The 25,948-nt window shown below is 44.8% G+C and carries 16 protein-coding genes; 3 read left to right on the forward strand and 13 right to left on the reverse strand.

All coding sequences use genetic code 11. The features are described from left to right. Window positions 1-72: 72 nt before the first annotated feature. The 6 genes from IWT5_RS05450 to ykzS all read right to left on the reverse strand — a co-directional run bounded on the left by IWT5_RS05450 (window position 73) and on the right by ykzS (window position 9,972). Window positions 73-5,226, reverse strand: a complete 5,154-nt coding sequence (locus tag IWT5_RS05450; protein WP_089109132.1) for a KxYKxGKxW signal peptide domain-containing protein — start codon at window positions 5,224-5,226, stop codon at window positions 73-75. Between the two features lie 532 nt (window positions 5,227-5,758). Beyond that, complete coding sequence (locus IWT5_RS05455; protein ID WP_089108953.1) at window positions 5,759-6,778, reverse strand: lysylphosphatidylglycerol synthase transmembrane domain-containing protein; 1,020 nt, start codon at window positions 6,776-6,778, stop codon at window positions 5,759-5,761. Window positions 6,779-6,783: 5 nt separating this feature from the next. After that, on the reverse strand, window positions 6,784-7,803 hold the full coding sequence (locus IWT5_RS05460; RefSeq protein ID WP_089108954.1) for a glycosyltransferase family 4 protein: 1,020 nt from the start codon (window positions 7,801-7,803) through the stop codon (window positions 6,784-6,786). Window positions 7,804-7,825: 22 nt separating this feature from the next. Beyond that, window positions 7,826-9,004, reverse strand: coding sequence for a glycosyltransferase family 4 protein (locus IWT5_RS05465; RefSeq protein ID WP_089108955.1), 1,179 nt, complete (start codon window positions 9,002-9,004; stop codon window positions 7,826-7,828). 339 nt (window positions 9,005-9,343) lie between these two features. Further along, complete coding sequence (locus IWT5_RS05470) at window positions 9,344-9,610, reverse strand: phosphocarrier protein HPr (protein ID WP_089108956.1); 267 nt, start codon at window positions 9,608-9,610, stop codon at window positions 9,344-9,346. A gap of 170 nt (window positions 9,611-9,780) precedes the next feature. Continuing rightward, window positions 9,781-9,972 (reverse strand): protein YkzS, encoded by a 192-nt coding sequence (ykzS, locus tag IWT5_RS05475; RefSeq protein WP_089108957.1) that lies wholly within the window; start codon window positions 9,970-9,972, stop codon window positions 9,781-9,783. Window positions 9,973-10,303: 331 nt separating this feature from the next. Here ykzS and IWT5_RS05480 point away from each other — a divergent pair, with 331 nt between their 5' ends. Next, window positions 10,304-12,556 (forward strand): ATP-dependent Clp protease ATP-binding subunit, encoded by a 2,253-nt coding sequence (locus tag IWT5_RS05480; protein WP_089108958.1) that lies wholly within the window; start codon window positions 10,304-10,306, stop codon window positions 12,554-12,556. 172 nt (window positions 12,557-12,728) lie between these two features. Further along, window positions 12,729-13,796 (forward strand): MucBP domain-containing protein, encoded by a 1,068-nt coding sequence (locus tag IWT5_RS05485; protein WP_159459293.1) that lies wholly within the window; start codon window positions 12,729-12,731, stop codon window positions 13,794-13,796. Window positions 13,797-13,860: 64 nt separating this feature from the next. Here IWT5_RS05485 and IWT5_RS05490 read toward each other — a convergent pair whose 3' ends face one another. Together IWT5_RS05490 and IWT5_RS05495 are read right to left on the reverse strand one after the other, a co-directional pair. Further along, window positions 13,861-16,500 (reverse strand): cation-translocating P-type ATPase, encoded by a 2,640-nt coding sequence (locus IWT5_RS05490; RefSeq protein WP_439959085.1) that lies wholly within the window; start codon window positions 16,498-16,500, stop codon window positions 13,861-13,863. Window positions 16,501-16,668: 168 nt separating this feature from the next. Continuing rightward, window positions 16,669-18,090 carry a C69 family dipeptidase gene (locus tag IWT5_RS05495; RefSeq protein ID WP_089108961.1) on the reverse strand — a complete coding sequence of 474 codons (1,422 nt, stop codon included), beginning with the start codon at window positions 18,088-18,090 and terminating at the stop codon, window positions 16,669-16,671. Between the two features lie 176 nt (window positions 18,091-18,266). Between IWT5_RS05495 and IWT5_RS05500 the strand changes: the two genes are divergently transcribed. Next, a complete protein-coding gene (locus IWT5_RS05500; protein ID WP_089108962.1) occupies window positions 18,267-19,616 on the forward strand; it encodes an FAD-dependent oxidoreductase in 1,350 nt (449 codons plus the stop codon). Between the two features lie 70 nt (window positions 19,617-19,686). Here IWT5_RS05500 and IWT5_RS05505 read toward each other — a convergent pair whose 3' ends face one another. The 5 genes from IWT5_RS05505 to IWT5_RS05525 form a co-directional block, all read right to left on the reverse strand. After that, window positions 19,687-21,255, reverse strand: a complete 1,569-nt coding sequence (locus IWT5_RS05505; protein ID WP_089108963.1) for a peptide chain release factor 3 — start codon at window positions 21,253-21,255, stop codon at window positions 19,687-19,689. Between the two features lie 26 nt (window positions 21,256-21,281). After that, on the reverse strand, window positions 21,282-23,306 hold the full coding sequence (locus IWT5_RS05510; protein WP_089108964.1) for a CDP-glycerol glycerophosphotransferase family protein: 2,025 nt from the start codon (window positions 23,304-23,306) through the stop codon (window positions 21,282-21,284). A gap of 15 nt (window positions 23,307-23,321) precedes the next feature. Beyond that, entirely contained in the window at window positions 23,322-24,158 is an 837-nt protein-coding gene (locus IWT5_RS05515; RefSeq protein WP_089108965.1) for a hypothetical protein, read from the reverse strand. Window positions 24,159-24,237: 79 nt separating this feature from the next. Continuing rightward, window positions 24,238-24,648 carry a glycerol-3-phosphate cytidylyltransferase gene (gene tagD / locus IWT5_RS05520; protein ID WP_089108966.1) on the reverse strand — a complete coding sequence of 137 codons (411 nt, stop codon included), beginning with the start codon at window positions 24,646-24,648 and terminating at the stop codon, window positions 24,238-24,240. A gap of 118 nt (window positions 24,649-24,766) precedes the next feature. Beyond that, entirely contained in the window at window positions 24,767-25,918 is a 1,152-nt protein-coding gene (locus IWT5_RS05525) for an AI-2E family transporter (RefSeq protein ID WP_089108967.1), read from the reverse strand. Window positions 25,919-25,948: the final 30 nt, after the last annotated feature.

A 25,948-nucleotide genomic window follows, 5' to 3' on the forward strand; every position in this document is an offset into this window, starting at 1 on the left:
ACAGAAAACGACTTATCGACATCAAATGAAAACGCCGATAAGTCGTTTTTAATAATTCAATTTGACAAGTTACTATTCATCGTCACGTTTCTTCCGTCTGAAGCCAAATGCAGCTAATATGCCCAGTAAGCCAAGACCAATCGTCGCCCCAACAGGCGTTTCGTTTTCGCCAGTCTGTGGCAGCTTGTTTTGTTCAGTCGCTGCCTTAGCAACGCTAGTTGATTTGGCTACAGTAGCTTGACCGCCACTGACCGACTCGCTTTGACTGGTACCGTCACCATTGGCATCTGTCGAATCAGCTGTTGAACCGTCAGGCTGTGAATCAGTCGCTGCGCCCTTGTCTGCGTCCGCAGTTAATGGCTCATTGTTCACAGGTGTTTCGACTCCAGTTCCATTTTCAGGGACCGTCGGCGTCTCACCAGTGGTGCCATTAGGATTCGTTGGCGTCTCATCAGTCGGCCCACCAGGAGTTGAGGTAGTAGAACTAATTTTGGTATAACGAACAGTTTGAAGATCTGTAGCCCCGTAGCCTGGTTGATCGTACACACCAGTGCCCGTCGCATTAAATTTCGGGGTGTGATTTGCGATGTAAGCATTCATACTATCACTCGTGAATGGCGTAACGGAAAATGGAGTATCTTGATTCCATGGCACTACAACCGGATCTGTTGAAATTGTAGCAGTGTAACCGTCAACAGCAACTTCAGCCGCCGTCAAAGCAGGCACTAAAATCTCATCTGAACCTTTGGCATTCCAATCTACCGTTCCATCAAGTGTCGTCCATGGGCTATAAGTAAGCTTGCCGTTTTTGTCTAAACGAGCTTCCCGTTTCACGATGACGGTCTTATTCAGATACTTTGGATTTTTAGGACTATAAGTATAATCCCCCTCAGCTTGCGCATATACGGAAATAAATCCCCGCAAGTACTCAATCTGGGTCCCTGATGGATCTTTAGTATCGACGCCTGGATGATCCACACTATACGTATTAGCTGTATAGTTAACCGTCCGTTTGACCGTCGCTAGATAGCCAGTTGCCGCTGGCGTGGTTTGATCCTTAATTTGGTCATTGAATTGTGAACTTGTATATCCGCTGCCGTCCGTAGCTGGGTCTGTGTTAACAACAGTAGCTGTATAGCCACTTACAGCATCAGTCGGAATGGACCCAGTCAATTCAGCTTCGGGAACCAAAACCGTGTTGGTCCCATCAGTTGTCCAATCACTGTAAACCACTGCACCGGTGCTAGCATCCACACTAGCGGTTCGACTGACACTGACGGTTTCTGTTGCCGTTTCAGCACGTGTGTAATCACCCGTATAGTCCGTTACAACGTTGATTGTCCCCGTCAAATACTGTTTTTGGGTCCCCGCTGGATCATTAGGTCCGCCAGGATTGCTCGTGGTATAAATAATTTTGGTATAGTGTACCGTTTGAAGATCCGTAGCCCCATAGCCTGGTTGATCATAAATGCCGGTACCCGTGGCATAATTTTTAGTCGTGTGATTTGCGATGTAAGCATTCATACTATCACTGGTAAATGGTGCAACTAAAAATGGCTGATCTTTGTTCCAGTCTACAACAACCGGATCCGTTGAAATGGTAGCAGTGAATCCGCCTACTGCGACCTCAGCCGCCGTCAAAGCAGGAACTAAAATTTTATCCGCACCGTTTGCATTCCAGTCTACCGTGCCATCAAGTGTCGTCCAAGGACTATAAGTCACCTTGCCGTTTTGATCTAAACGGGCTTCCCGTTTCACGATAACGGTCTTATTTAGATACTTAGGATACTTAGGATTTTTAGGACTATAAGTATAATCCCCCTCAGCTTGCGCATATACGGAAATGAATCCTCGCAAGTACGCAATCTGAGTCCCAACTGGATCATCAGCGCCACCAGGATCATCCACACTGAACACGTTAGCTGTATAGTTAACCGTTCGTTTGATTGTTGCACTATAACCACTATCACCTAAAACACTTTGACGTTTAAAATCAGCGAGAGTATATGCAGCTCCGTTAGTGACGTCACTGACTGTATAGTCTTGAACAATCAAAGACGGATCGCTAGCCTTTAACTCAGGGGCTAAGACCGTACTGTCATCTGTATCGGCATCGTCGGTACCATCAATTGTCCAGTTACTATAGGTAACATTGCCGTTGGTATCTAAACTAGCGGTTCGGCTGAGCTCAACGGTGCTTGTCGTTGTGCTCGTATGAGCTCCCTGGCCATCAGTTTCAACAGTCAGTGTCCCTGTCAAATAGTTCAATTGGGTCCCTACAGGATCATTAGCTGACCCCGCTTGGCCTTTTGTATAAGTGATTGGGGTATAGGTTGCTTTTTGGGTGTACGTCCCTGCATACGATGTTCCAGGAGATGGGATACCCGTTCCAATGTAATGATTAAAATCGTCACTGGTAAATTGGGCATTCGGATCTGTTTTAACATTGTAGCCGGCACGTGCGGCTGTGGTTTCCGTCAAAGCTGGAATTAAAACCTCGTCTGCGCCGTCCGCATTCCAGTCCACGGTCCCATCACTGGTTGTCCATGCACTATAAACCACCTTGCCGTTCACGATTTTGGCTTCCCGTTTCACAGCAACACCACCATTCGATGGTGCAGCCACGGTACCAGAACCAATACTCGTCTTTTGCGTGTAGCCACCTTCGCCCTGAACGAAATGAGTGATTGTTCCCCGCAAATAAGCAATCTGAGTCCCGGCTGGATCATCCGCACCGCCAGGATTATCTACACTGTACGCCTTGGCTGTATAGTTAACCGTTCGTTTGATTGTTGCACTATAGCCGTTATCACCTAAAGTACTGTGACTCTTAAATTGACCAATCGTATAAGCGGTTCCGTTGGTGATGCCATTAATTGTATAGCCTTTCACAGCCAAAGAAGAATCTGTAGCCGTCAATTCAGGAACCAAGACGGTACTGTCATCTGTATTGGTACTGTTGCTACCATCAATCGTCCAGCTACTGTACGCCACATTGCCGTTGACGTCTAAACTAGCGGTTCGGCTGAGCGAAACCGTGCTCGTTGTTTTGCTCGTGTAATCCCCAGTTCCGTCAGTTTCAATATTGATTGTTCCCGTCAAATAGTTAGCTTGGGTTCCTTTAGGAGCATCAGTCCCACCTGGCTGGTCCTTTGTGTAAGTAATTGGTGTATACGTTGCCTTCTGGGTATACACGCCTGCATACGACGTACCAGGAGATGGGATACCCGTGCCAATGTAATGATTAAAATCATCACTAGTAAATTGAGTATTCGGATCTGTTGTAACCGTGTAGCCAGCACGAGCGGCTGTGGTTTCCGTCAAAGCAGGAATTAAAATTTCGTCTGCGCCGTCCGCATTCCAGTCCACGGTCCCATCACTGGTTGTCCATGCACTATAAACCACCTTGCCGTTCACGATTTTGGCTTCCCGTTTCACAGCAACACCACCATTCGATGGTGCAGCCACGGTACCATAACCAATACTCGTCTTTTGCGTGTAGCCACCTTCGCCCTGCACGAAGTGAGTGATTGTTCCCCGCAGATAGGCGATCTGAGTTCCCGCTGGATCAGTGGCGCTACCAGGATTATCCGCACTGTACGTTTTGGCCTGATAGGTAACCGTTCGTGTTAAGGTCACGCTACGACTATTTTGTTTCTTAAATTGGCCAAGCGTATAAGTAGTGCCATTAGTGACAGTATCCGTATAGCCATTAACAGCCACAGACGGATCACTGGCTGTCAATTCCGGAACCAAAATTGTATCATCAGTTGAATCAGCGGCACCATCAGCCGTCCAATCACTATAGGTCACAGCACCCTTTTGTAGACTAGCCGTTCGACTCAGTTTAACCGTGGTGGTGGTTGGCGTATGCGTGTAATCACCCGCATAGTTAGTGACGACATTAATCGTCGCTGACAAATTGCTTAATTGGGTACCCAATGGATCAGTAGTTCCACCAGGATTATCAACCGTATAAGTTCTTGCAGTATAAGTTGCCGTTTGCGTAACTGCAGCTGAATAGCCCTGTTGTGCGGGACTGCCCCCAGAACTTGGGTGGTACGGCGCAATGTGCGCATCCATATCAGCACTCGTGTAGGCGTCATCTGTACCGCCATCTTTCGCTACTTTAACTGTATAACCGGTCCGCGCGGCTGTTGCCTCATCCAAGGCTGGAATCAAAATCTCCTTTGACCCGTCCGCATTCCAATCAACCGTGCCATCACTCGTCGTCCAAGGACTATAAATAACCTTGCCATCAACGACTTTGGCTTCCCGCTTCACCTTCACATTCGTTTGTGTGGGAGCAGCTACGGTACCAGTGCCAATATACGCATTCGACGTATAATCCCCGGTACCTTGCACAGAACGGGAAATAAAGCCCTGCAAATAGGCAATTTGAGTCTCCAATGGATCAGTAGCGCTACCCGGATTTGAGACTGAATATATTTTATCAGCAGTTGTTGCCTGCGGCGTATCCGTATCACTTTCAACTGATCCAACGCGACTTTCGATTGGAATGATGTCGCCCGAATCACCTACCACAAACAGTGTGCCACTGCCAGCAACTAAAACTGATCTGTCATAATTGTTAATGTATGCCTTGATTTCAGTAGCCGACATGCCACTAGTCGCCGTTTTTAAATCTGTCAGTGCAGCGGCTTGTTTACTAACACTGGTTGGCCCAGAGTTCTCACTGACAGGCGATACACGCTTAGCCTCATCATTTGCTGATGAGGCGGTCTTTTCTTGATTTAAATTGGTAGATTGAGTTGACTCTTTTGCACTATCAGTGCTTGGTGTCGTCACCTCAGGAGCATCTTCTTTTACAGCTGCTTGTGATTCAGTTGATAACGATGCATCAGTAGCAGTGGCTTCTTTGGTGTTACTCGTGTCGCCTGCACTCTGATCAGTGCTTGCCTTGCCTGTACCGCTAACCGTAGCACCTTGGTCATCAGTATCAACCTTAGCAGCTGCTGTACTATCATCAGCAGTGGCCGTCTGGGCAGACGCATCTACTTTAGTTGAAACCGATTGATCACTGGTCTCAGCGTGACCGGTTACGCCACCCAAGCCCACTGTACCGGTACCCAAAGACAACAGGAAAATACCGGCAAACAGCCAACGTTTCCCAGCCTTAAACATCTTATAGTGAACTTTTTCCTCACTAATTCTATCCAACTGCTTCCTACTAAAACCTTGATCAGAATCAAATCGAATCTTCATGTTATTTCCCCCTCCAAAATGATTATGACGGCTGAATGAACAGAAAAGATTAACGACGGTCACAAGTCGTTAGTCAACCAAACACAAGCAACGACCCCATTCGATGTCTTCATCCACTCGTTAACCAAATAAATGATGATACGAATTCGTTACTATGTATTATTTAAAAATATACCACTTTTTTGAGCAAATGGAATCCTTGATTTGGCAACGTTTACATTGTCAAACTGTGAAATTTATTAAATGTAAATTCTTATGATTTCGCAAACCAACTTTTAATTAGTTCTACTAAGCTAAATTAAAATTCAATAATATTAGGCCATCTCCTTATCATTTGATAAGTTAAATCGAGAAAAATTGGCCTATTTCACAACTATGGACAGCAGTTTTAGGCCTCAATTCATATCAAAAAAGGTTAAATAATATAAAAAATTAATAGTCGAAAGTGTTTTAATCCAATTAAAAACCTCACTACAGTTGAAGTCTTTCACCTGTAATGAGGTTATTTAAGTTTCGCTTGCTGAGTCTTCACTCAAGCTTTTAATTTAATTTTATCCGGTTTGACCGTCAGTGCAATCATACCAACCAGAATGCCTAAGTAGTACGTGAGCAGCCGCCACAATAACATGGCTAAAACCAGCTTACTGGAATTAGTGATGTAGCTGCTGAACAAAACCGTAAAGGCGTATTCAGCACCGCCGGAACCGCCAGGAATAGGAAAAATCGAGATGACCATGACGATCAAAACATGCAGACAGACGATCATCACTAGGTTAGCGTGGGTGTAGCCCAATGACAGCATAATAAAGTAAGGCACTAAATAATAGCACATTAGTTGGACGAAAGTAATCGCAATCACCTTTAGCAAAAGCCGCCACTGGCCAATCAGCTGAACACTTTCCTGATAAAATAAGTCAATCTTAGTATCCAGTCTGACGATCCAGTCATTGACCCGTTCAGCCTTGGTAAACCAGCCTACCGGAATCATCACGATCCGCATCGCCTTTTTGGTAAACTGCGGCCAAAACATGACTAAAAATAAGCCAATGATGACGGCTAAATGAATGATGAAGCCAAACACCACAAATAAAGATAGGTAGCTCAATTTACTAGCCATATAGTGAAAACCGATGATCAATGCAATCAAGAAATTGACCACGACCATCGCCTGATAGACAATGAATTTCATCAGTAAAATGGAACTCGCTCGGCCACCGTCAATACCGCTTTGAAGCATCGCAATCAGCTGTGCGGGCTGACCACCAGACGAAAATGGCGTAATGCCATTAAAAAGCTGCTCAATCAGAGGGATACGCAGTGCACTCTTAAATGAATATTGCCCTAGCCGTTCATCGACAAAGATTTTAACAACCAGTCCTTCAAGCAAAAAATAGAGCAGCATACACGAAATTGCTACCCATAACCAACCCTGATGAATCGTTGTAAAGTCACGGATTAAAATATTGAGCTGAACATCCCGCAACGAGTAACCGAAGATGGTGATCCCCAGCAAGATGATTAAAAACAATGCAATTTTATTACGTCTCGACATACCTATTATCCTTTTCTTGCCTGTTCAGTATAGAATTGCAACCAAATCTTAGCCAGCCGCTCCTCTGAATAGTAATCCGCAGCGTGTTTAGCCTTCTCTTGAAGTGCCATCAATGCCTGTGAATCAGTGCTTAATTTCAAAATAATCTGATCCATTTCATCAACATCCTTGGCTGCAGCATAATCGCCCTTAATAATGGCATGATAGAGGTCTAAATCGCGCAGTAAAACGGGCGTATGCGTGCTGAAAGCCTCCAGAACGGACATCGGAAATAACTCATTATACGATGGTAATAAAAACAGATCGGCCATGTTATAGTAGTCAACCAATTTATCACGGTCGATGATGCCAGGAAAGCTCAAGTTAGCTGGCGGATTATCGACCACCCGTTTCAACTCCTCATAGCCATCCGTGATCCGACCGAACGAAAAGCCACCAGTCCAAATAAACTGCATTTCTGGATGACGTTTGGCCAATTCGATAAAATCAAAGACACCCTTACGAACCTGTACTTGTCCCGATCCTAAAATCGTGAACTTAGCTGGATAATGATATTGCGTCCGAAGCAGCTGTTTTTGAGCCTCATCGGCAGGATGAAAAGTGGCCGCGCTAACGAAATTGGGAATATACGTGATTTTATCCCGACTAATGCCATAGGCTTCTAGCTTAGGAATAAAGGACGGATTGACCACCACCAGCTGGTCCATCCGTTTATAAAAGGCAATCACATAACGATAAAAAACAGCTTTCACAATTTTGGGCAACTTTAAGCTGCCTTCAAGCGTCTCCGGCAAGAAATGGACGAAGCCAATTTTACGGCCACGACCAGGCATAAAGGTCGATAAGTAAAACGGAAAGTTAACGGTATGATAATGACTAATGTCACTGCGGCCATACTTGTTGATCTGGAGAGCAATCTGGTCTGATTCACGGGACTTCAATAACCGTACCAGCTCCGTATAGACACTGCCCACTCCCTGACCTTTAACTGAATCTGCCGCCGAAAACATCGTGATTTTTAACATATTTGGCTCCGTTTCCTCATTATTAATGACTCGTATCCGCTGAACTCTCATGAATTTCTTCATAGTTAAACCGAGCATCACGGTAAAATTCAATAATCCGTTCACCGAATGTCTCACTTGAAACCTGCTTTAAAGTTTGATTCAATACCGCATGATCCATGATTTTATCGTGTTTTAAGTAATAAATCATTTTTTCAACCATCTCATCTTGCGTCTTAAAGGTGGCCCCTAGCTCTGGATCCTGTAGCAATTCATCCGTATAAGGGCTGCTCTTGACCACGATTTTCTTGTCCGCAGCCAGCGCTTCAATATAGGTCAAACCCTGCGACTCTGAATCGGAGGCTGAAACGAATAAATTGGTAGCGTGGTAGAAAGCCGAAACTTCATTATTATTGATCTCACCAGTAAAGATCACGTGATCATCAAGTCCGAGATCGTGTGTTTGCTGTTCAAGATCCGCCTTTGCAGGCCCATCACCAACAATCATCAAGTATGCAGATGGGACTTGTTTTAAAATCGAGGTAAACCCGTCAATAATTTCTTTAATGTTCTTTTCGTACGCCACCCGGCTCAAAGAAAGCATCATGGGAGCGTCTGCTGGTATCTGGTACTTTTCGCGAACGTTTAGTTCATTTTCATCCGGCTCATACTGTTCCAGATCAATCCCAGTTGGAATCACCCGAATCGGCGCCTTAACGCCGTAGCCCTTTAACGTATCGATAACCCGTTCACTAGGGGCAACTACCCCATCTAAATGACTGCAAAAAGCCAATGTCATCTGTTTAACGTGTACCGGTTTCAAAATCTTACCGTTAGCCACATAGTGCAGATAATCCTCATACATGGTGTGGTAGGTGTGGATGCAAGGAATCTTCATCGCCCGGGCAACAAACTTACCGATCAACCCCATGGAAAATTCGGTTTGAGTATGAACAATATCCAAATTTAATTCCTTGGCTAATTGATACGCATGCAAAAGGCCACGAAAGGCGATCCGCCGATCGGTGAAGGAGACAAATGGCACACTTGGGAAACGAAAAATGTTGCGTTCATAGACGTCTTTTTCAACGTGTGGATCAGTCGTGGTGAAAATATAGACTTGATGGCCCTGTTTTTCCAACTCATGACGCAGTGTTTTAATTGAAGTTGCAACACCGCTCACTTGAGGGAAGTATGTGTCAGTAAATAAACCAATGTTCACGACAATCCCCCCATATCATTCATTCCGTCTTGTTATTGTTAATAATTATATGGGTTAGCTGTCCTTAATGCAAGAATAGAAAGCCTCACCCCCGCTGGTCAAACTGATCAGCACTGACTGCTTGTTCAACCCACTAACAATAACTTATCACTTTTAGTGGTGCAAGCACTTTTGACTTTTCTTAAATAAAAAAAAGGGTTCACCAGAAAGATGACTTTCCGGTGAACCTTTACTATATCGCTAGCTTCACAATTCTGATAAGCTATTGTTTATTTATTTAAATTCATCAAAGCTGATGTAACCCAGTCATTTGAGAAGTAAGAATAATTGCTGAAAAGATTAGTTAGTCAAACCTTCAGCCTTCATCGTCTTAGCGACTTCTTCCATGGCTTCAGTCTCGTCGTCGCCATCTGCAGAGATGGTGACGTCAGTGTTTTGACCAACACCTAAAGACATAACACCCATGATTGACTTCAAGTTAATGGACTTGCCATCGTACTCCAAGTTAATATCTGAGTTAAATTTGCTGGCTGCTTGCACTAACAATGTTGCTGGGCGAGCATGAATACCTGCTTCAGCAGTAATCCGAAAGTTGCGTTTTTCCATAATATATCGATCTCCTTTATCAGCTAAAAAACAAATTGGGCTACTTTTCATTAGTTTCATAAGAACAGCTTTTATGAAATAAATAGAAAAAGACCTTTACCTAAGAATATCAATTTATTCAACAAAATACAAGCCATTGAGAAAAATAATCAACCGCTTACATTGTCTATTTACTGTGTTTGGTCGTGATCGTAGTGATAAATAATCTTACCATTCTTCTCAGCTTTACCTACGATGCGCTTACGGGATTCAAACTGCATATAGGCTGTCTGAAAAGCCATAAAGTCCGCAGGTTCAACTACAAACTCGTCCAAATCACCTGATTTTAGCTGGGCCATCAAATTGGCATAGTCTTCAGCCAACTGGGATCACCTCCACCTCACCAAATTTTTATTTCAATATATTCTACCATATCTCGCAGGTCAAAGTAAGCTGGGCCAATTCGTTTGAGTGAGTGTTAAATCAATCAAAAAGCTGAAAAATCAGTCAAACTGCTTGCAAGATAAGCCAAAATGAAGTAAAACATAACTTGAGTTAGCACTCGAGTGGTCGACCTGCTAATTTTAGCTCTCAAGTGCGAGCAAATGACTTGCGAAAACACTTGAGTATTGTATAATGTGTTTAAAGGTCAAGATTGGTCAAACAATTGATCAGTTATTGGCTTGCCTACTTTATTAAGAGAGGAGTCAAGATATGCTGTGTCAGAATTGTCATCAACGTGAAGCGACGATTCATTTGTACCTGAATGTGAATGGTCAGCGACAGCAAGTTGACCTTTGCCAAAATTGCTATCAACTTCTAAAAAATCAGCAGAACAACTCTAATCCTGGAAATGGAGGTGCACAAATGGCACAAGACCCATTCGGCTTTGGTAACCTTGATGATATCTTCCGTGCAATGCAGGGCGGCAACCCTAACGAAAATCCTCAAGGCTATCAGCAGCAGGTCCCACCTACCCAACCAAGTGGTCCTCGTAACGGGGGCGGCCAAGGCGGTAACGGCAATGGTGGCCTATTAGGTCAATACGGTTTGGATCTCACTGAACTTGCCAGTCAAGGGAAGATCGATCCAGTGATTGGCCGTGACCGTGAAATTGCTAGAGTCATCGAAATCTTGAACCGACGGACTAAGAACAACCCCGTTTTAATCGGTGAAGCCGGTGTTGGTAAAACAGCGGTTGTTGAAGGCTTGGCACAAAAGATCGTCTCTGGCGACGTTCCACAAAAATTAATGAATAAAAAGATTATCCGGTTTGATGTGGTTTCACTGGTTCAAGGAACTGGTATCCGTGGTCAATTTGAACAACGGATGCAGCAACTGATGAAAGAAGTCACCGATAATCCAAATATCATCCTGTTTATCGATGAAATTCACGAAATCGTTGGTGCAGGTAATGCCGAAGGCGGTATGGACGCAGGTAACGTTTTGAAGCCTGCCCTTGCCCGTGGTGAGTTCCAGTTAGTCGGTGCGACAACTTTAAATGAATACCGTGATATTGAAAAGGATCAAGCACTGGCTCGTCGTTTACAGCCTGTTACTGTCAACGAACCATCTCCTGAGGAAGCCGTTAAGATTTTAAAGGGTATCCAAAAGAAGTATGAAGACTACCACCACGTTCACTATACGGACGAAGCCTTAGATGCAGCGGTCAAATTATCCGACCGTTACATTCAAGACCGTTATTTACCTGATAAAGCCATTGATTTGCTGGACGAATCTGGTTCTAAGAAGAACCTAACCATCAACGTGGTCGATCCAAAGACGATCGATGACAAGATCAAGTCAGCAGAAGATCAAAAACAGGCTGCTTTAAAACAGGAAGACTATGAAAAAGCCGCCTACTATCGTGATCAGGTAACTAAACTCGAAGAAGCTAAGAAATCGCAGACCAGTACCCCTTCATCTGATGATCAACCTCAAGTTACTGAGGAAGATATGCAAAAGATCGTTGAAGAAAAAACGGGGATTCCGGTTGGTGAGCTTCAAAACAAAGAACAGCAACAGCTACGTGACTTAGGCGATTCACTGAAAGCCCACGTCATTGGTCAAGACGATGCCGTTGATAAAGTTTCCCGTGCCATCCGTCGTAACCGGATCGGCCTTAACGGCACTGGCCGGCCGATCGGTTCATTCCTGTTTGTTGGCCCCACTGGTGTTGGTAAAACTGAATTAGCTAAGCAGTTAGCCCGTGAACTCTTTGGTTCTAAAGAGGCTATGATTCGGTTTGACATGTCTGAGTACATGGAGCCGCATTCAGTGGCTAAGCTGATCGGTTCGCCTCCTGGCTATGTTGGCTACGAAGAAGCCGGTCAATTGACTGAGCAAGTTCGTCGCCACCCATACAGCTTGATTCTCTTGGATGAAGTCGAAAAGGCTCACCCAGACGTGATGCATATGTTCCTGCAGATCCTGGATGATGGCCGTTTGACTGACTCGCAAGGCCGGACCGTTTCCTTCAAGGATACGATCATCATTATGACGTCAAACGCCGGTACCGGAGATTCGGAAGCTAGCGTTGGGTTTGGTGCTGAAGTTGCTGGTAAGACCCATTCCGTACTGGATCAACTGACCAACTACTTCAAACCTGAATTCTTGAACCGGTTTGACGATATCATCGAATTCAACTCCCTCACTAAGGAAAACTTGATGAAGATTGTTGATCTCATGATTGCTGATGTCAACGTCATGCTGGCTAACCAAGGCCTGCATGTTCACGTCACAGAACCAGTGGAAGCTAAGCTCGTGGAACTCGGTTATGATCCTGCAATGGGTGCTCGGCCACTTCGTCGGGTCATTCAAGAACAAATCGAAGATCGAATTGCTGACTTCTATTTGGAACACAGTAACGTTAAGAACCTCGTTGCTAAAATTGAAAATGGCGACATTACCCTTGCTGAAGAAACTGACGCTGCACCTGCAGCCAATAAAGCTGACGCTAAGAAGTAATGTTTGAACTGATTAAAGGAGCCTGAACATCATCTGATGTTCGGGCTCCTTTTCTTTATCATTAAGTTGTCATGAAAACTTTTCGACACCTATCAAGTTGGGGTATACTAAAGGTAACGACACATCGAGGAGGCGTTTGCCAATGACTTTTTTTGATCGACTACGAAAATTAATGACTAAAAATCGCCCACAAACGCCTTCTCGTCGAAGAAAAACAGCCGGTTCGGGCAGTCCGATTCGAAATAGCCGCCGTTTGACACCTAAACCTCCTCGTCAATTACCGGTTAACCCAGCGCCAGAACCGGAAGTGCACCAAACAACTGCGCCAACAAAACCAGCTGCTGAGAAGCCCGTAAAATCACAGACTGCTTCTGCGGTCATGCTGGTGCTTTACCTCGATGATCACAACCAAGCGCTGGCAAAACCGCAATGGTTAAATGGTCGAGTGGGTGAAAAAATTCATTTTAAGCCCCAACATATCGATAACTATTTGTTATTTCACATCATTGGTTTCACAACACTGTTCACCGGTCCCTACCGAATCATGACGCTTCAATTCACTCAAAAAATGGGTCACCCTGTGATCATGTATTCAGTTGATTACGATACGGGCGAAATGATTGCGTCACCGATCATTCAAACGGGTGCCGTTAATCAGCCATTTGCCTTTACTAAAGCCGCAATTGATGGTTTTCACCTGATTAAAGCTAGCCGGCCGCTGACGGGACACTTCACTGACCAGGCGCAAACCATCGTGGTCATGTTGCGGCGAAACAGCTGGACTGCTGTTCAACGGATCAGTATCTTTGTTAGGATTTTAAACAGCACGCAAATTTTAAATCAGCCTAATGGTCAGCCTTATCAGTACGAGTTCCCTAAAAATTCCGTTTGGCGGGCGTTTATTCGCGTCAATACGACAAATGGGGAAACCTGGTTCAATCTAGGCGGGCCACAGTGGATCAATGGTAAGCAGGTCGCTCAAACTGATCGGCCAACTCCTCGCCAGATCAGCGACCGCCGACCAATTGAATTTACACCGATTAACCGTGCTGCTGTGATTGATTTTGCAGCTGGTCACTCACTGCATACCTATGACCAGCCAAACGGGCAAGCCGTTAAGTTAATTGCCGATGCTACCCCCGTTCAGTTAACAGGTCAGTATACGGATGATAACGGGTTAAAATGGTATCAAATGAGCGATGCCACAGTCATTCGTGCGCAATATATTAAACTCATTTAACCTTCATTTCACAAATAAGCGCTATCCCGTAAAACTAGCGGGATAGCGCTTATTTGTATCATCCTCATTCTTCGTCCAGTAAAACTGGCTGCTTAAACCGCATCAGTTTCACCCGTTTATTCAGTTCAAGGACGCAACTTGGAATAAAGATCGCGATGAGAATCACCAACCAGTTGATTGGCGATAACGCTGTCAGCTGGAATGCCTTCCCTAGCCAAGGGAAAACGGCTGTGCTCACAACGACACTCGCTGCCAAAATAACGCCTGCATTGAGGGCAACGTTACTTCGGATTCCCCGCCATGACAGTGGTGAACGCTGTTTTATCGGATAAATATCGATCATCGAGCCCAACGCTAATGTGAAGAATAACATGGTCATGCCAATGGCCGGATCATTGTGAGCGAGAACGAACCGCCCAATACCGTATACACCAATGGTTAAAAGGATAAAGGTGGTTGTTCGAACGACCACTCGCTGACCTAGACCATCCGCGAAAATACTGGTTTTTCGACTGATTGGCGGTCGCTTCATGTTGAGTGGTTCTGCTGGTTCCCGACTCAGGTAAAAGCCCGGAATACCGTCTGCCAGCACGTTGATCAATAACAGCTGTTCGGCAATCAACGGCGCGCCCCAACCGATTCCTACCGCAAAAATCATCAGGAAAATCTGGGCAAAGTTAACCCCAATCAGGAACTCAACGGCTTTCAGAATGTTTTGGTAGACAGCCCGTCCCGTGGCAACCGCGGCCACGATGGTTTCAAAGTTATCATCCGTTAAAATCATATCACTCGCATTTTTGGACACTTCAGTCCCCGTAATACCCATAGCGACACCCACATCTGCTGCTTTCAATGCCGGGGCATCGTTGACGCCATCACCGGTCATCGCAACCGTCGCGCCTTGCTGCTGCCAGGCTTTCACAATGCGAATTTTATCTTCAGGTGAAACCCGAGCATATACGCTGATGTTTTCAATTTGTGCGGCCAGTTCCTGATCACTCAACTGGCGCAATGCCGCGCCTGTCACAACCTGATCACCAGAACGTAAGATGCCGATCTGCTTAGCAATCGCTTTAGCCGTTTCTAAATGATCTCCTGTAATCATCACCGTCCGAATACCCGCTTCGGCTGCCTGAGCTACAGCTGCAATGGCGGTCTCTCTTGGTGGATCGATCATGCCAATTAAACCAGCAAATACGAGATCATGCTGCAAGTCTTCAATTGGCTTTTCTGGGATGGCATCAAAGTATTTATACCCTACCGCTAACACCCGAAGTGCATCGTGCGCAAACTGGTCGTGAATTTGTTTGGTTTTCGCTTGCTCACTAGCTGACTGAGTAATGGGGAGATGATCGATTGCCCCTTTGACGATCAGTAGCGCCCTACCATCGGGCAGCTGATGAAGGGTTGCCATGGTTTTCTTAGTTGAGTTAAATGGATCTTCCGCAACTCGCAGTGCTTCTTGTTCAAAGTCTGCCCGGGTCAGCCCATCAGCCGCCAGCCAGCGGACAATTGCCAGTTCAGTTGAATCGCCGATCTCCACCCATTCATCATTGACCTTCTCACGCGTTGCATTCGTCGCGAGTCCCATTAATTTCATTAAAGTCTGTGTCTGTTCCTGAAGCGGTCCGTTACCAACCCGCGTTGGTTGGTCGTCAAATACCGACCAAGCCTGAGTTACGGTCATCTGATTTTGCGTCAGCGTGCCCGTCTTATCCGATGCAATGACGTTGACACCACCAATGGTTTCAACGGCGTCCACCCGCCGCATAATTGCGTGCTGCTTTGCCATGACACCCACACCATGGGATAAACTAATGGTTACAATAATCGGCAGCGTTTCTGGCACGGCGGCTACCGCGAGAGAAACACCGATCATCAGCGCATCCGTTAACGTATCGCCTTGGAAAAAGAGCCCCAAGACGGTAATAATCACACCGCCGACGACCGCAACGGCCGTTAACCGACTGGAAAGCTGGTTTAACCGTTTTTGAAGTGGTGTCGTCCGCGCTTTGGTCCGATTCAGCATACCCGCAATGCTACCAATTTCAGTTGCCATGCCGATAGCGGTCACCACCATTTGACCCGTTCCCTGCGTCACACCAGTTCCCGAAAAAACTTCATTAACCCGGTCACCGATTTCAGCTGCTTGATCTACCGGTTCAGCTGTCTTCTTCACTGGCTCACTTTCACCGGTCAAAACGGCTTCATCGATTCGTAGATCAGTCGCTTCTACCAGCCGGCCATCCGCGGGAATTTGGTTACCGCCGGATAACAAAACAAGATCCCCCACGACCAGATCAGCTGCGTTGATCACCTGTGAAGTACCGTCACGAACGACCGTGACTTCATGCACATTCATCTTCTTTAACGCTGCTAGCGATTTTTCAGCACTATGTTCTTGATACATGCCAATCAGCACGTTGATCACTAAAATACTGCCAATTACGATTGTTTTCGTCCAGCCGCCATTTGCCGCAATCGCTAAATAAGTTGATAAAGCCACCGCAAATAATAGCACTAGTGACGCGACGTCAGACAAATGCCGCCAGATCTTTTGAAAAATTGTCGGTGGCTTTTCTTCCTGCAATACATTGCGACCATCGCTTTGTCGCTGTTTAACTTGCACATCAGTCAGGCCATTCGTTAAATTCGTTTTCAGAACCGTTTCCAATTGCTGGCGGTTCCGCTGAGCATTTGTCATCGTCATAGTCAGCAGTCCTTTCTGTGGGGTGCTAGCCAGTTTATATCTACCTTTAGTTTATCGAAAGCCGTTCCGAGATACCATGAATAAATTATGATTAGTATTAGAATTCTTCATGAATATTAAAAGCCACTCCCTTATTCACAAGGAAGTGGTTTTTAATTGACGCTACAGGTTAACGTCCATATTGAACGTCAGTTTTGAAAGTTCCAAACCGTGTTCGAATAAATCATTCATTAATTTCGTTGTCCGCGCCTTCATCTCTGAGACAATCAAATAGTTCTGTTGGGTCAGATAAGTCGTCAGTTCTTCACCAGATAGCTTGCTGGCAACGGCATCCGTTTTGCCGATATGCTGCATCAATAATTCACGAGTTGCCATAAGATAATCACGGTCATCCTGGACAAATTCAGCATAATGAGACTCCACTAAAACGGAAAGTTTGCGATACATCCAGTAGGCACTTTCCTGGTCAGCGTGAACCGGTGTGTTCACGTACGATGGATCCGTATCATTTGCATTAGCAAAGAATGGCACGTAGGGACTAAAAGCTGGTACCCCAAAGCACAGCCACATGATTGCAGATTGTGCTTCTGGCACGTTATTTCTCAGTTGCAGGACGTGCGAGTTTTGCGTACGGTTCATTGAAATCGGCCGAAACTTCGTTTTCAATTCTGCGGGACCGTTACCTAACGGGTCGTAATCCGTTTCGTTGTAGTGAGAGCCAAGGATGAAACTAATATCTTCAACGCTGATTTTCCGGTTTGCGTGGCAAATAAATGGCAGTTCTGAGGAGGTTGGTGACTGCTCAACTTCAGGCATCAGATACCGCTGGCCGTACCAAACGCGTGGTGTGTTGTAATGACGATCTTTCTCAGTACTAGTCCCAAAAATATGACGGAAGTTCCAACCGGACTGATCGGGATTCAAATGATGTTCAGATACAAAATTTTGGATTCCCTCAGAGAACATAAAGTTGTCAGGATCGTCAAAGTCGACTCCCTGGATAGCCACCTGATTAGCTGTAATCACAAAGGCATCATCCGGAATCCGCTGAGCAACCCAATGGTGGCCGGTGACGATTTCCATATACCAAGCTTCATCCTTATCGGCGAATAAAACACCATTGCCTTCTGGTGAACCGTATTTTTTTACTAAATCGCCCAACACCTTCACACCGTTTCTGGCGCTGGTGATCACCGGCAGAACCATCGTCTGCATCGTGTCTTCTGCCATCCCATCAACGACTAGCGGATCAAAGGCCAGCGCGCGGGGATTGCCATAGACACTTTCCGTGGCACTCATGGCAACGTTATGAGCATTGATACCGCTCTCTTCATATAGGCCGACTTTTTCGACTTCTACGTTCGGGGTTGCCTGATAACGAACGGTGTTGTCAGGTAATGGCGCTTCAAAACCATTTTGAGTAGATTGTAAAATCTTCCCCTGGTTTTCTGCTGGCTGATGCATGTAAAAGCGCTGAGGGGTTAACGGCAAAAACGTATCATCATTACGGGCAATCATGACCGAGCCGTCAATTGAGGCGTTTTTACCAACTAATACTGAGGTACATGCTGAAAGATGTGTCATCGAAATTCTCCTTTAAAATTCGTCTGCTATTAGTATATCGCAATTTAATTAACCGAAAACATTGAAAGCGAATTCTTTTTCTTGTGAAAACATTGACAATCATTTTATATTGTGTAAAATACAGTTGTGAACAATTATACTTAAAAACAGGTTTTTTAATTTAGGAGGAGCATTTTATGAAAGTTGCAGTCATTGGCTGTACCCACGCCGGCACGTTTGCTACAAAACAGATTTTAGCGGAGAATCCCGACGCTGAAGTGACCGTCTACGAAAAAAACGACGTCATTTCGTTTCTATCATGCGGGATCGCACTGTACTTAGGCGGTCAAGTGAAGGATCCACAAGGTCTCTTCTATTCAAATCCGGAAGAACTCTCAAAACTTGGGGCAACTGTTTTGATGAAGCATAACGTCCAAGATATCGACAACCAAGCACACACCATCACCGTTGAAAACTTAGAAACTCACGAAGTCACCACCAGCAGTTACGATAAACTCGTGATGACCTCTGGTTCATGGCCAGTGATTCCGCCAATTCCAGGCATCGATAGTGACAAAGTTCTCCTTTGCAAGAACTGGGCACACGCCCAGGAACTTTTCCAGCGGGCTAAAAACGCTAAACGGATCGCCGTCATTGGTGCGGGCTACATTGGTGCTGAACTTGCAGAAGCCTATTCGCTCAAAGGCCATGACGTGACATTGATTGACGGACAAGACCGCGTAATGCCTAAATACTTTGACACTGCCTTTACCGATAAAATCGAGGACGAATACCGGTCACACAACGTTCGACTCGCCTTAAATCAAAAGGTTCAAGGCTTTACCACTACTGCCGATGGCGTCACAATTGCAACTGACAAAGAACAAATTGACGTTGATCTTGCTGTTCTATGTATTGGTTTCAGACCTAATACTGACTTATTAGCGGGCAAAGTAGACATGGCCAAGAATGGTGCCATCATTACCAACGACTACATGCAATCGAGTAATCCGGATATCTTTGCGGCTGGAGATAGTGCAGCGGTTCATTACAATCCAACGGGCAAGAATGCCTACATTCCGTTAGCCACCAATGCCGTTCGTCAAGGGATCCTAGTGGGTAAGAACATTGCTAAACCAACGGTCAAATACATGGGTACCCAGTCATCGTCTGGTTTAGCACTGTACGGTATTTCCCTGTGCTCCACCGGTTTGACTTACGAAGCGGCTAAAGAACAAGGCATCAACGCCGAGCAAGTCATTGTGACTGATAATTATCGGCCTGAATTCATGCCAACCACCCTCCCCGTCACGATGTCACTGGTATTCAATCCGGACACCCGTGAAATTCTCGGTGGCGCACTCATGAGCAAACACGATATTTCACAGTCCGCCAACCTATTATCAGTTTGCATTCAAAATCACAATACCATTGATGATTTGGCCATGGTCGACATGTTATTCCAACCAAACTTTGACCGCCCATTCAACTACTTGAACATTCTTGGTCAAGCAGCTCAAGCCAAGTTGACCACCGTCAAAGCATAAACATAACTCAACCTAAAAAACCTGCTGTTTAGTCGAATGACTGAACAGCAGGTTTTTTGGATACCACTTTTTACAATTTTGAGGTTAACTTAACGTCTGGATATTTATCACTAAACCAGCGTTCTGCAAACTGGTTTTCAAACAGGAATAACGGATCCCCCGCCAAATCCTTAACCAGCAAGTTTCGGCTGGAAGACATGCGTTCATCCAACTGATCTGGTTCGATCCAACGCGCAATCTTATGGCCCATTGGTTCCATCACAACATCGGAATTATATTCGTTCTTCATCCGGAATTGGAAAACTTCAAACTGAAGTTGACCAACTGCCCCTAAAATGTAATCGCCTGTCGTATAGGACGTATAAAGCTGAATAGCGCCTTCTTGAACCAGTTGTTGAATCCCCTTATGGAAGGACTTCTGCTTCATCACGTTTTTGGCCGTTACCCGGACAAAAAGTTCAGGAGTAAATTGCGGTAGCTTTTCAAATTGAAGTTTCTTCTTACCGGTGTAAATGGTATCGCCAATTTGATAATTACCGGTATCATAGAGCCCAATAATATCACCAGCAACCGCCGTTTCCACGTTCTCACGGGTATCTGCCATAAACTGCGTTACGTTTGATAGCCGCATGGTTTTCCCCGTTCGACCAAGGGTCACATCCATACCGTGTTGAAAGAGGCCTGAACAAATTCGGACAAAGGCAATTCGGTCACGGTGCTTAGGATCCATGTTAGCCTGGATTTTAAATACAAAGCCTGAAAATTCATCGTCAGTTGGTTCCACATCCGTGTCATCAATCGTGTGGTGAGCTGCTGGTTGCGGTGCAAACTTCAAGTACGTTTCAAGGAATGTCTTTACCCCAAAATTAGCCAGTGCTGAGCCAAAGAACACGGGTGTCTGATCCCCGCTGGCAATCTTAGCTTCGTCAAACTGGTTACCCGCGTCTTCAATCAGTTCCATATTTTCCCGGGCGTCTTCATACCAAGAATTGGTCTTCAAAGGTTCAGAATCGGCAATATCGCCATTCTCATCAAGTGGTAGGTAAGTCGTTTCGTCACTATCTGGGCGGAAAACCGCTACCCGATTATGGTAACGATCGTAAAGCCCCTTTAATTCCTTACCCATCCCGATTGGCCAATTCATTGGGTAGCCTTCAATGCCAAGCACTTCTTCAAGTTCAGCAATCAGGTCCATTGGATCGCGGCTATCACGATCTAACTTGTTCATAAAGGTAAAGATCGGAATGCCCCGCATTTTACAAATTTTAAATAACTTCTTGGTTTGCGGTTCGATCCCCTTAGCAGAATCAATGACCATGACAGCAGAATCCACCGCCATCAAAGTCCGATACGTATCTTCTGAGAAATCTTCGTGCCCAGGAGTATCCAAAATATTGATTCGTTTACCTTCATAGTCAAATTGCATCACCGAACTGGTAACAGAGATCCCACGTTTCTGTTCGATCTCCATCCAGTCTGATTTAGCAAAGTTACCGCTCTTTTTGGCCTTAACTGTTCCGGCTTGACGAACAACACCACCAAATAGTAACAGCTGTTCAGTAATGGTCGTCTTCCCTGCGTCAGGGTGAGAGATGATGGCAAATGTCCGCCGATTTGCCACGTCTTGTGATAATGTCATAGCACTATTCCTTTCCAGAATTGACATTAACCGTTCTTTTCAATCTGATGTACCACGTAGTTAACCACTTTCAGTGAACTTAGGCCGTCATCAATGGAACAGAAGCGGTTATAGAATTTCATAAACTTTGGATCTTCGCTCATATCAGGATGTTTGAGGCAATCGGCAATGCCGGAAAGCAGCTCATTTTCGTTGTTAGCAATTTGTCCCGGCAAATCTTTTTCATAGTCGAGATAAAAGCCACGTAATTCATCCTTGTACAAATGATAATCGTAAGGGTAAAAGAGGATTGGCCGTTTCAAGTAAGCATAATCGAAGAAGACCGATGAATAATCAGTGATCAGCATATCTGAAACGAGGTATAAATCAGAAATATTAGGATGACTAGAGAAATCGTAAACAAAGTCCGTATAGTTGCTAATATCCATCGCGTTAGCAATCAAATAATGCATCCGTAAGATCAAGACAGTATCTTCACCGAACTGTTTTTTGAAATCATCTAAGCTAAACGGCAGTTCAAAGGTATATTTTCCTTTTTCAGCAAACTGATTATCCCGGTACGTTGGTGCGTACAAGACCACTTTTTTATCTAATGGAATCCCCATCCGTTCCTTCAGCGCCTTGATAGCATCAGGATCAGTGTTGATCAATTCATCATTACGTGGGTAACCAACTTTCAGGATTTGATTATTAAAGCCAAAGGCAGACCGGAAAATCTGCGTTGAATAATCGTTTGGTGAAATTAACGCATCCCAGCGGTTAGCTTCTTTGACAAAGTTATCATGATACTTGCTGGTCGTTGTCCCAGGCATTGAAACGTTCTCAATATCTAGGCCTAATTTCTTCAGCGGTGTTCCGTGCCACGTTTGAATGTAAGTCACATAAGGCGGCTTTTTCACCCAAGCTGGAAAACGGGCGTTACTGATCCAGTAGGAACTCTTTTCAAGGACACGAACCCACTTAGATGTGCGTCGAACCACGTACGGAATCTGGTTTTGCTTACAGAACTTCTTCAAAGAACGGTCGATCGACCAAATGAACGTAAAGCCGGGATACAGTTCGGTGAACAAGCGATAAATAGCGTAAGGGCTATCACTAACCTGACGGCCGCCAAAGCTTTCAAAGACGATCACAGGCTGATCGTATGGCCGATGCCCCGCTCTGAATAACCAGCGCATGCGCTGTAAGTTAACCTTATCTTGAATCATCCGGCCAAGGTCAGCAACTGCCTGTAATTTTTCTGGTACTGCGGCGACCTTCTCAGTAAAGCTAGGTGCCGGAAATTCCTTAATGACAATACCGTTATTGATATTTTTTTCAATCAGCACCATCCGACCACCTGGCAATACTGACTGTGTCATCTGTCCTTCAAGGGAGCGGGCTAAAATGACGCGCTGTTCAACTTGCTCATGGCCTACGGTGTATTGCACAAACAAATCTGCTACCGAATTGGAGGGTAAGTCTGTCAGTGGAATATTCACCATAAACAACGTCTTAAGCGATCCTGCAGAGGTTGAATAAGCCAACCGAGCGTCCGATTCACGCGTTTTTAAAATCACCTTTTGGTCTTTGATTGGTTGACCGTTGATCCGGTTGTAGCCCGTAATGTTAAGTGAGTCTTCCGTCAAGTTAACGGAGTTGATCGTAAACTCATCTTCAGGCTGTTTGGTATGAATATTAAAGGTCGCCATCCCTTCAGCATCAGAGTTCACTTGATAATAACTCGTCAGTGATAACTGGTGACGGTCACTTAAGTACTCAGATTCTACTTGCAAAATAACTTGTTCGTCAGCCGTATTGAAAGCCAAGAATAATTGCCAAACAAACTCGCTTTGACCAAAAGCTTTGAACTGTAACTGGTCTGGATTAATTTGAATCCGAATCAAATTGTTGTCAATGATCCGCCGAACTGGCACCGTTACAGAAGCCAAACTAGTCGTCTCCAACAGCATGACCCTTAAATTATCAAAAGAACCGGGAACGTCAATTAATTCAAATTCTAATTCTTGATTTTTCTTTTTTTGGTGTAACCCTGATAATATTGCACGCACGAGTAACGACTCTCCTTAGTAATTAAAAATCAACTGTTGTGGTAAGTATGGACTCAATTGCGGATTATCACTGAGATCGATAAATAAACCAGCATCAGCAGGGACAACTTTCTCCAATAAGTTTGCATAGAATGAGTAAACACTGTCAAACCGATCGTAGTTTTGGTACCCCACCACTTCATAGTAAGCTTGAACTTCTGAATCTCGATAAATAACGCGCTGTTCTTCATCTTCTTCAGAAATCAGTTCAGTGAATTTTAATTTTGATGTACGACCCATCGTATAGGCAAAGTTAACGGGTTCGGTATGGCGAATGAACCGGTAGACAACTTGACCTTGCTGATTCAACAATAAAGCCTGCGCTAATTGTCCGTCATGATACGCTAACAGACCAAATTGCTGACCCGCTTCATAGACTGCCGCTTGAATCGGCTGGTGATCGTTATAGCGGATCTTTAGCAGCGGTGCTTGATTGTTGTCTTCTCTTACTTCAGCAGCAATTTCACCATCTTTAATGTACCGAACCGTAGGCCGTTCTAAAGCAGTTGTCGCTTCAAATCGACGGCTTGGCAAGTCTTCGAAGTCAGCATGAAACTGTTCGTCAGCAGCAACCTCAACCCCCGGTTCATCTGCCATTAGGCTCGCCAGTGAAACCACCTTGAGCTGAGCTAGCCGTTTGGCATTAAAAAGTGTATGAATTAGGTTACGGGCGATTTCACAATCGTCAAATTGAATCATCGCTAAAATAATGGTGACCTGAATCTGGTCATTCATTAAGGATTTCACTTTGCGTTTAAAAGTCAGCTTTTTTAAGCCGGCCAAAGACGTCACCAAAAAAATTGCTTGTTTCATTACGGCATTAACCTCACTTTAAATTGCAATAAAATATCCCTAGTCGCAACTGGGGATATTTGTCGTTACATTCAACTGATTATTCTTTCCAGTCAAGGCCGGCTTTAAGGCCTAAATCTTCTTTGATCTTAGTGGTTGAGATGCCTTCTGTCCGAGGTAAGTAAATCACTTGACAATAGTCCTTCAAGAAATCAAACTTCCCCTTCCAGTCATCACCCATAACAAAGATATCAATGTCGTTATCCTGAACATCCTTGATTTTTTGATCCCAATTCTTTTCAGGAATAACTTCATCCACGTACCGGATAGCTTCTAGAATATATTTACGGTCTTCATAAGACGTATATGCTTTTTTACCCTTCACTGCGTTGAATTCATCTGATGATAAACAAACGGTCAGATGATCACCAAGAGCTGCGGCCCGCTTTAAAAGCCGAACATGTCCCTTGTGCAATAAATCAAAGGTTCCATACGTTATTACTTTTTTCATTTAAATCTCCCGCTTAACTATGAATTTAAGTCATGTTTCCTAACTCGACTATAATATCATAAATTTTAACACAACCCAACCGCACATCAATGAAATATTACCCGTTTTAAGTAAAGGTTTAAGTTCCTGATGGCGGTCTTTCTTGACTTTCATCTCGCCGTTCATTTTGCAGCTGCCAAATGTGGTAGATATTCTCGACGATCACCTTCACCACAGCATATAAGGGTACCCCTAAAATCATCCCCATGAGTCCAGCAATATTACCGGCTACCAGCAAGATAATGATGATCGTCAGCGGATGAATTTTGAGGGTTCGGCCAATGACATTCGGATAAACAAAGTTACCATCAATTTGCTGAACGATCACGGTGACAACTAGGACTGTAATCACTTCAACCAAACTCGTCCCGATTGCCACGATAACTGCTGGCAAAACACCAATGTAAGGGCCAACGTACGGTATGATATTGCACATACCAGCAAAAATTCCCAGCAGCAGGCCGTATTTCAGTCCCACCAGACTAAAACCAATCGAGGTAAACGTCATGACAAACAAACATTCAATCACTTGCCCACCAATATAGTGGGAGAGTGTCTCGCTCATTTGAGCAAGAATGTCCATCGTCTGGTCAGCATGCTTAGCTGGCAGCAGCCGTCGCAGCGCCGGCATTAGTTTTTGACCATCCTTCAACATGTAAAACAACATCACTGGCACGGTGACAGCCACAATCGTCACACTAGTGGCTAACCCAATCACCGTTCCCACGCTCGTCGTCAAACCCGTCATAAAAGTCTGCGCATAATTTGACAGGCCGTGTTCTAACTGGGACGCATAGGACTGGAAATTAACGTTCTTTAGCCAATCGTACTGACTTAAGTGCTGATTTAACCGATTCAATATTTCCTGAATCATGCGAACAATATGGGGCACGTTACGCACCAGAGTAGCAACTTGCTGAATCAGCTTCGGTACCAGCCAGAATAAACCGCCCGCTAAAATGCCAAACAGGGATAAAAACAAAATCGCCACCGACCAAGTCCGGTTAAGCCGATAATGACCAAGCTTTACCTTTTGCAGCAGCTTAACGATTGGGTTCAACATGTAATACAGAATTCCCGCCAATAAAATGGGCATGAAAATCGTTCTGAAAAAAGTCCCAATGGGGGCAAATAAGAACCCCAGCTTGGTGCACACCCAAATGAGCGTTGCCACAATAAGGATTTCCAACGACCAAAATAAAAGTTTGGAGCGCTGTACCTGATTGAACATCTAAATGCCCCCTTTCTGATTAAAATAATT

Origin of the sequence: Secundilactobacillus mixtipabuli (genome assembly GCF_002217925.1) — a bacterium.
Lineage (GTDB): Bacteria > Bacillota > Bacilli > Lactobacillales > Lactobacillaceae > Secundilactobacillus > Secundilactobacillus mixtipabuli.

Coding starts and splice junctions, on each gene's coding strand:
- IWT5_RS05470 (WP_089108956.1), bottom strand. CDS start 9,610: ATGGAAAAACGCAACTTTCGGATTACTGCTGAAGCAGGTATTCATGCT.
- IWT5_RS05450 (WP_089109132.1), bottom strand. CDS start 5,226: ATGAAGATTCGATTTGATTCTGATCAAGGTTTTAGTAGGAAGCAGTTG.
- IWT5_RS05480 (WP_089108958.1), top strand. CDS start 10,304: ATGCTGTGTCAGAATTGTCATCAACGTGAAGCGACGATTCATTTGTAC.
- IWT5_RS05515 (WP_089108965.1), bottom strand. CDS start 24,158: ATGAAACAAGCAATTTTTTTGGTGACGTCTTTGGCCGGCTTAAAAAAG.
- IWT5_RS05500 (WP_089108962.1), top strand. CDS start 18,267: ATGAAAGTTGCAGTCATTGGCTGTACCCACGCCGGCACGTTTGCTACA.
- IWT5_RS05505 (WP_089108963.1), bottom strand. CDS start 21,255: ATGACATTATCACAAGACGTGGCAAATCGGCGGACATTTGCCATCATC.
- IWT5_RS05490 (WP_439959085.1), bottom strand. CDS start 16,500: ATGACAAATGCTCAGCGGAACCGCCAGCAATTGGAAACGGTTCTGAAA.
- IWT5_RS05495 (WP_089108961.1), bottom strand. CDS start 18,090: ATGACACATCTTTCAGCATGTACCTCAGTATTAGTTGGTAAAAACGCC.
- IWT5_RS05460 (WP_089108954.1), bottom strand. CDS start 7,803: ATGTTAAAAATCACGATGTTTTCGGCGGCAGATTCAGTTAAAGGTCAG.
- IWT5_RS05525 (WP_089108967.1), bottom strand. CDS start 25,918: ATGTTCAATCAGGTACAGCGCTCCAAACTTTTATTTTGGTCGTTGGAA.
- IWT5_RS05485 (WP_159459293.1), top strand. CDS start 12,729: ATGACTAAAAATCGCCCACAAACGCCTTCTCGTCGAAGAAAAACAGCC.
- tagD (WP_089108966.1), bottom strand. CDS start 24,648: ATGAAAAAAGTAATAACGTATGGAACCTTTGATTTATTGCACAAGGGA.
- IWT5_RS05455 (WP_089108953.1), bottom strand. CDS start 6,778: ATGTCGAGACGTAATAAAATTGCATTGTTTTTAATCATCTTGCTGGGG.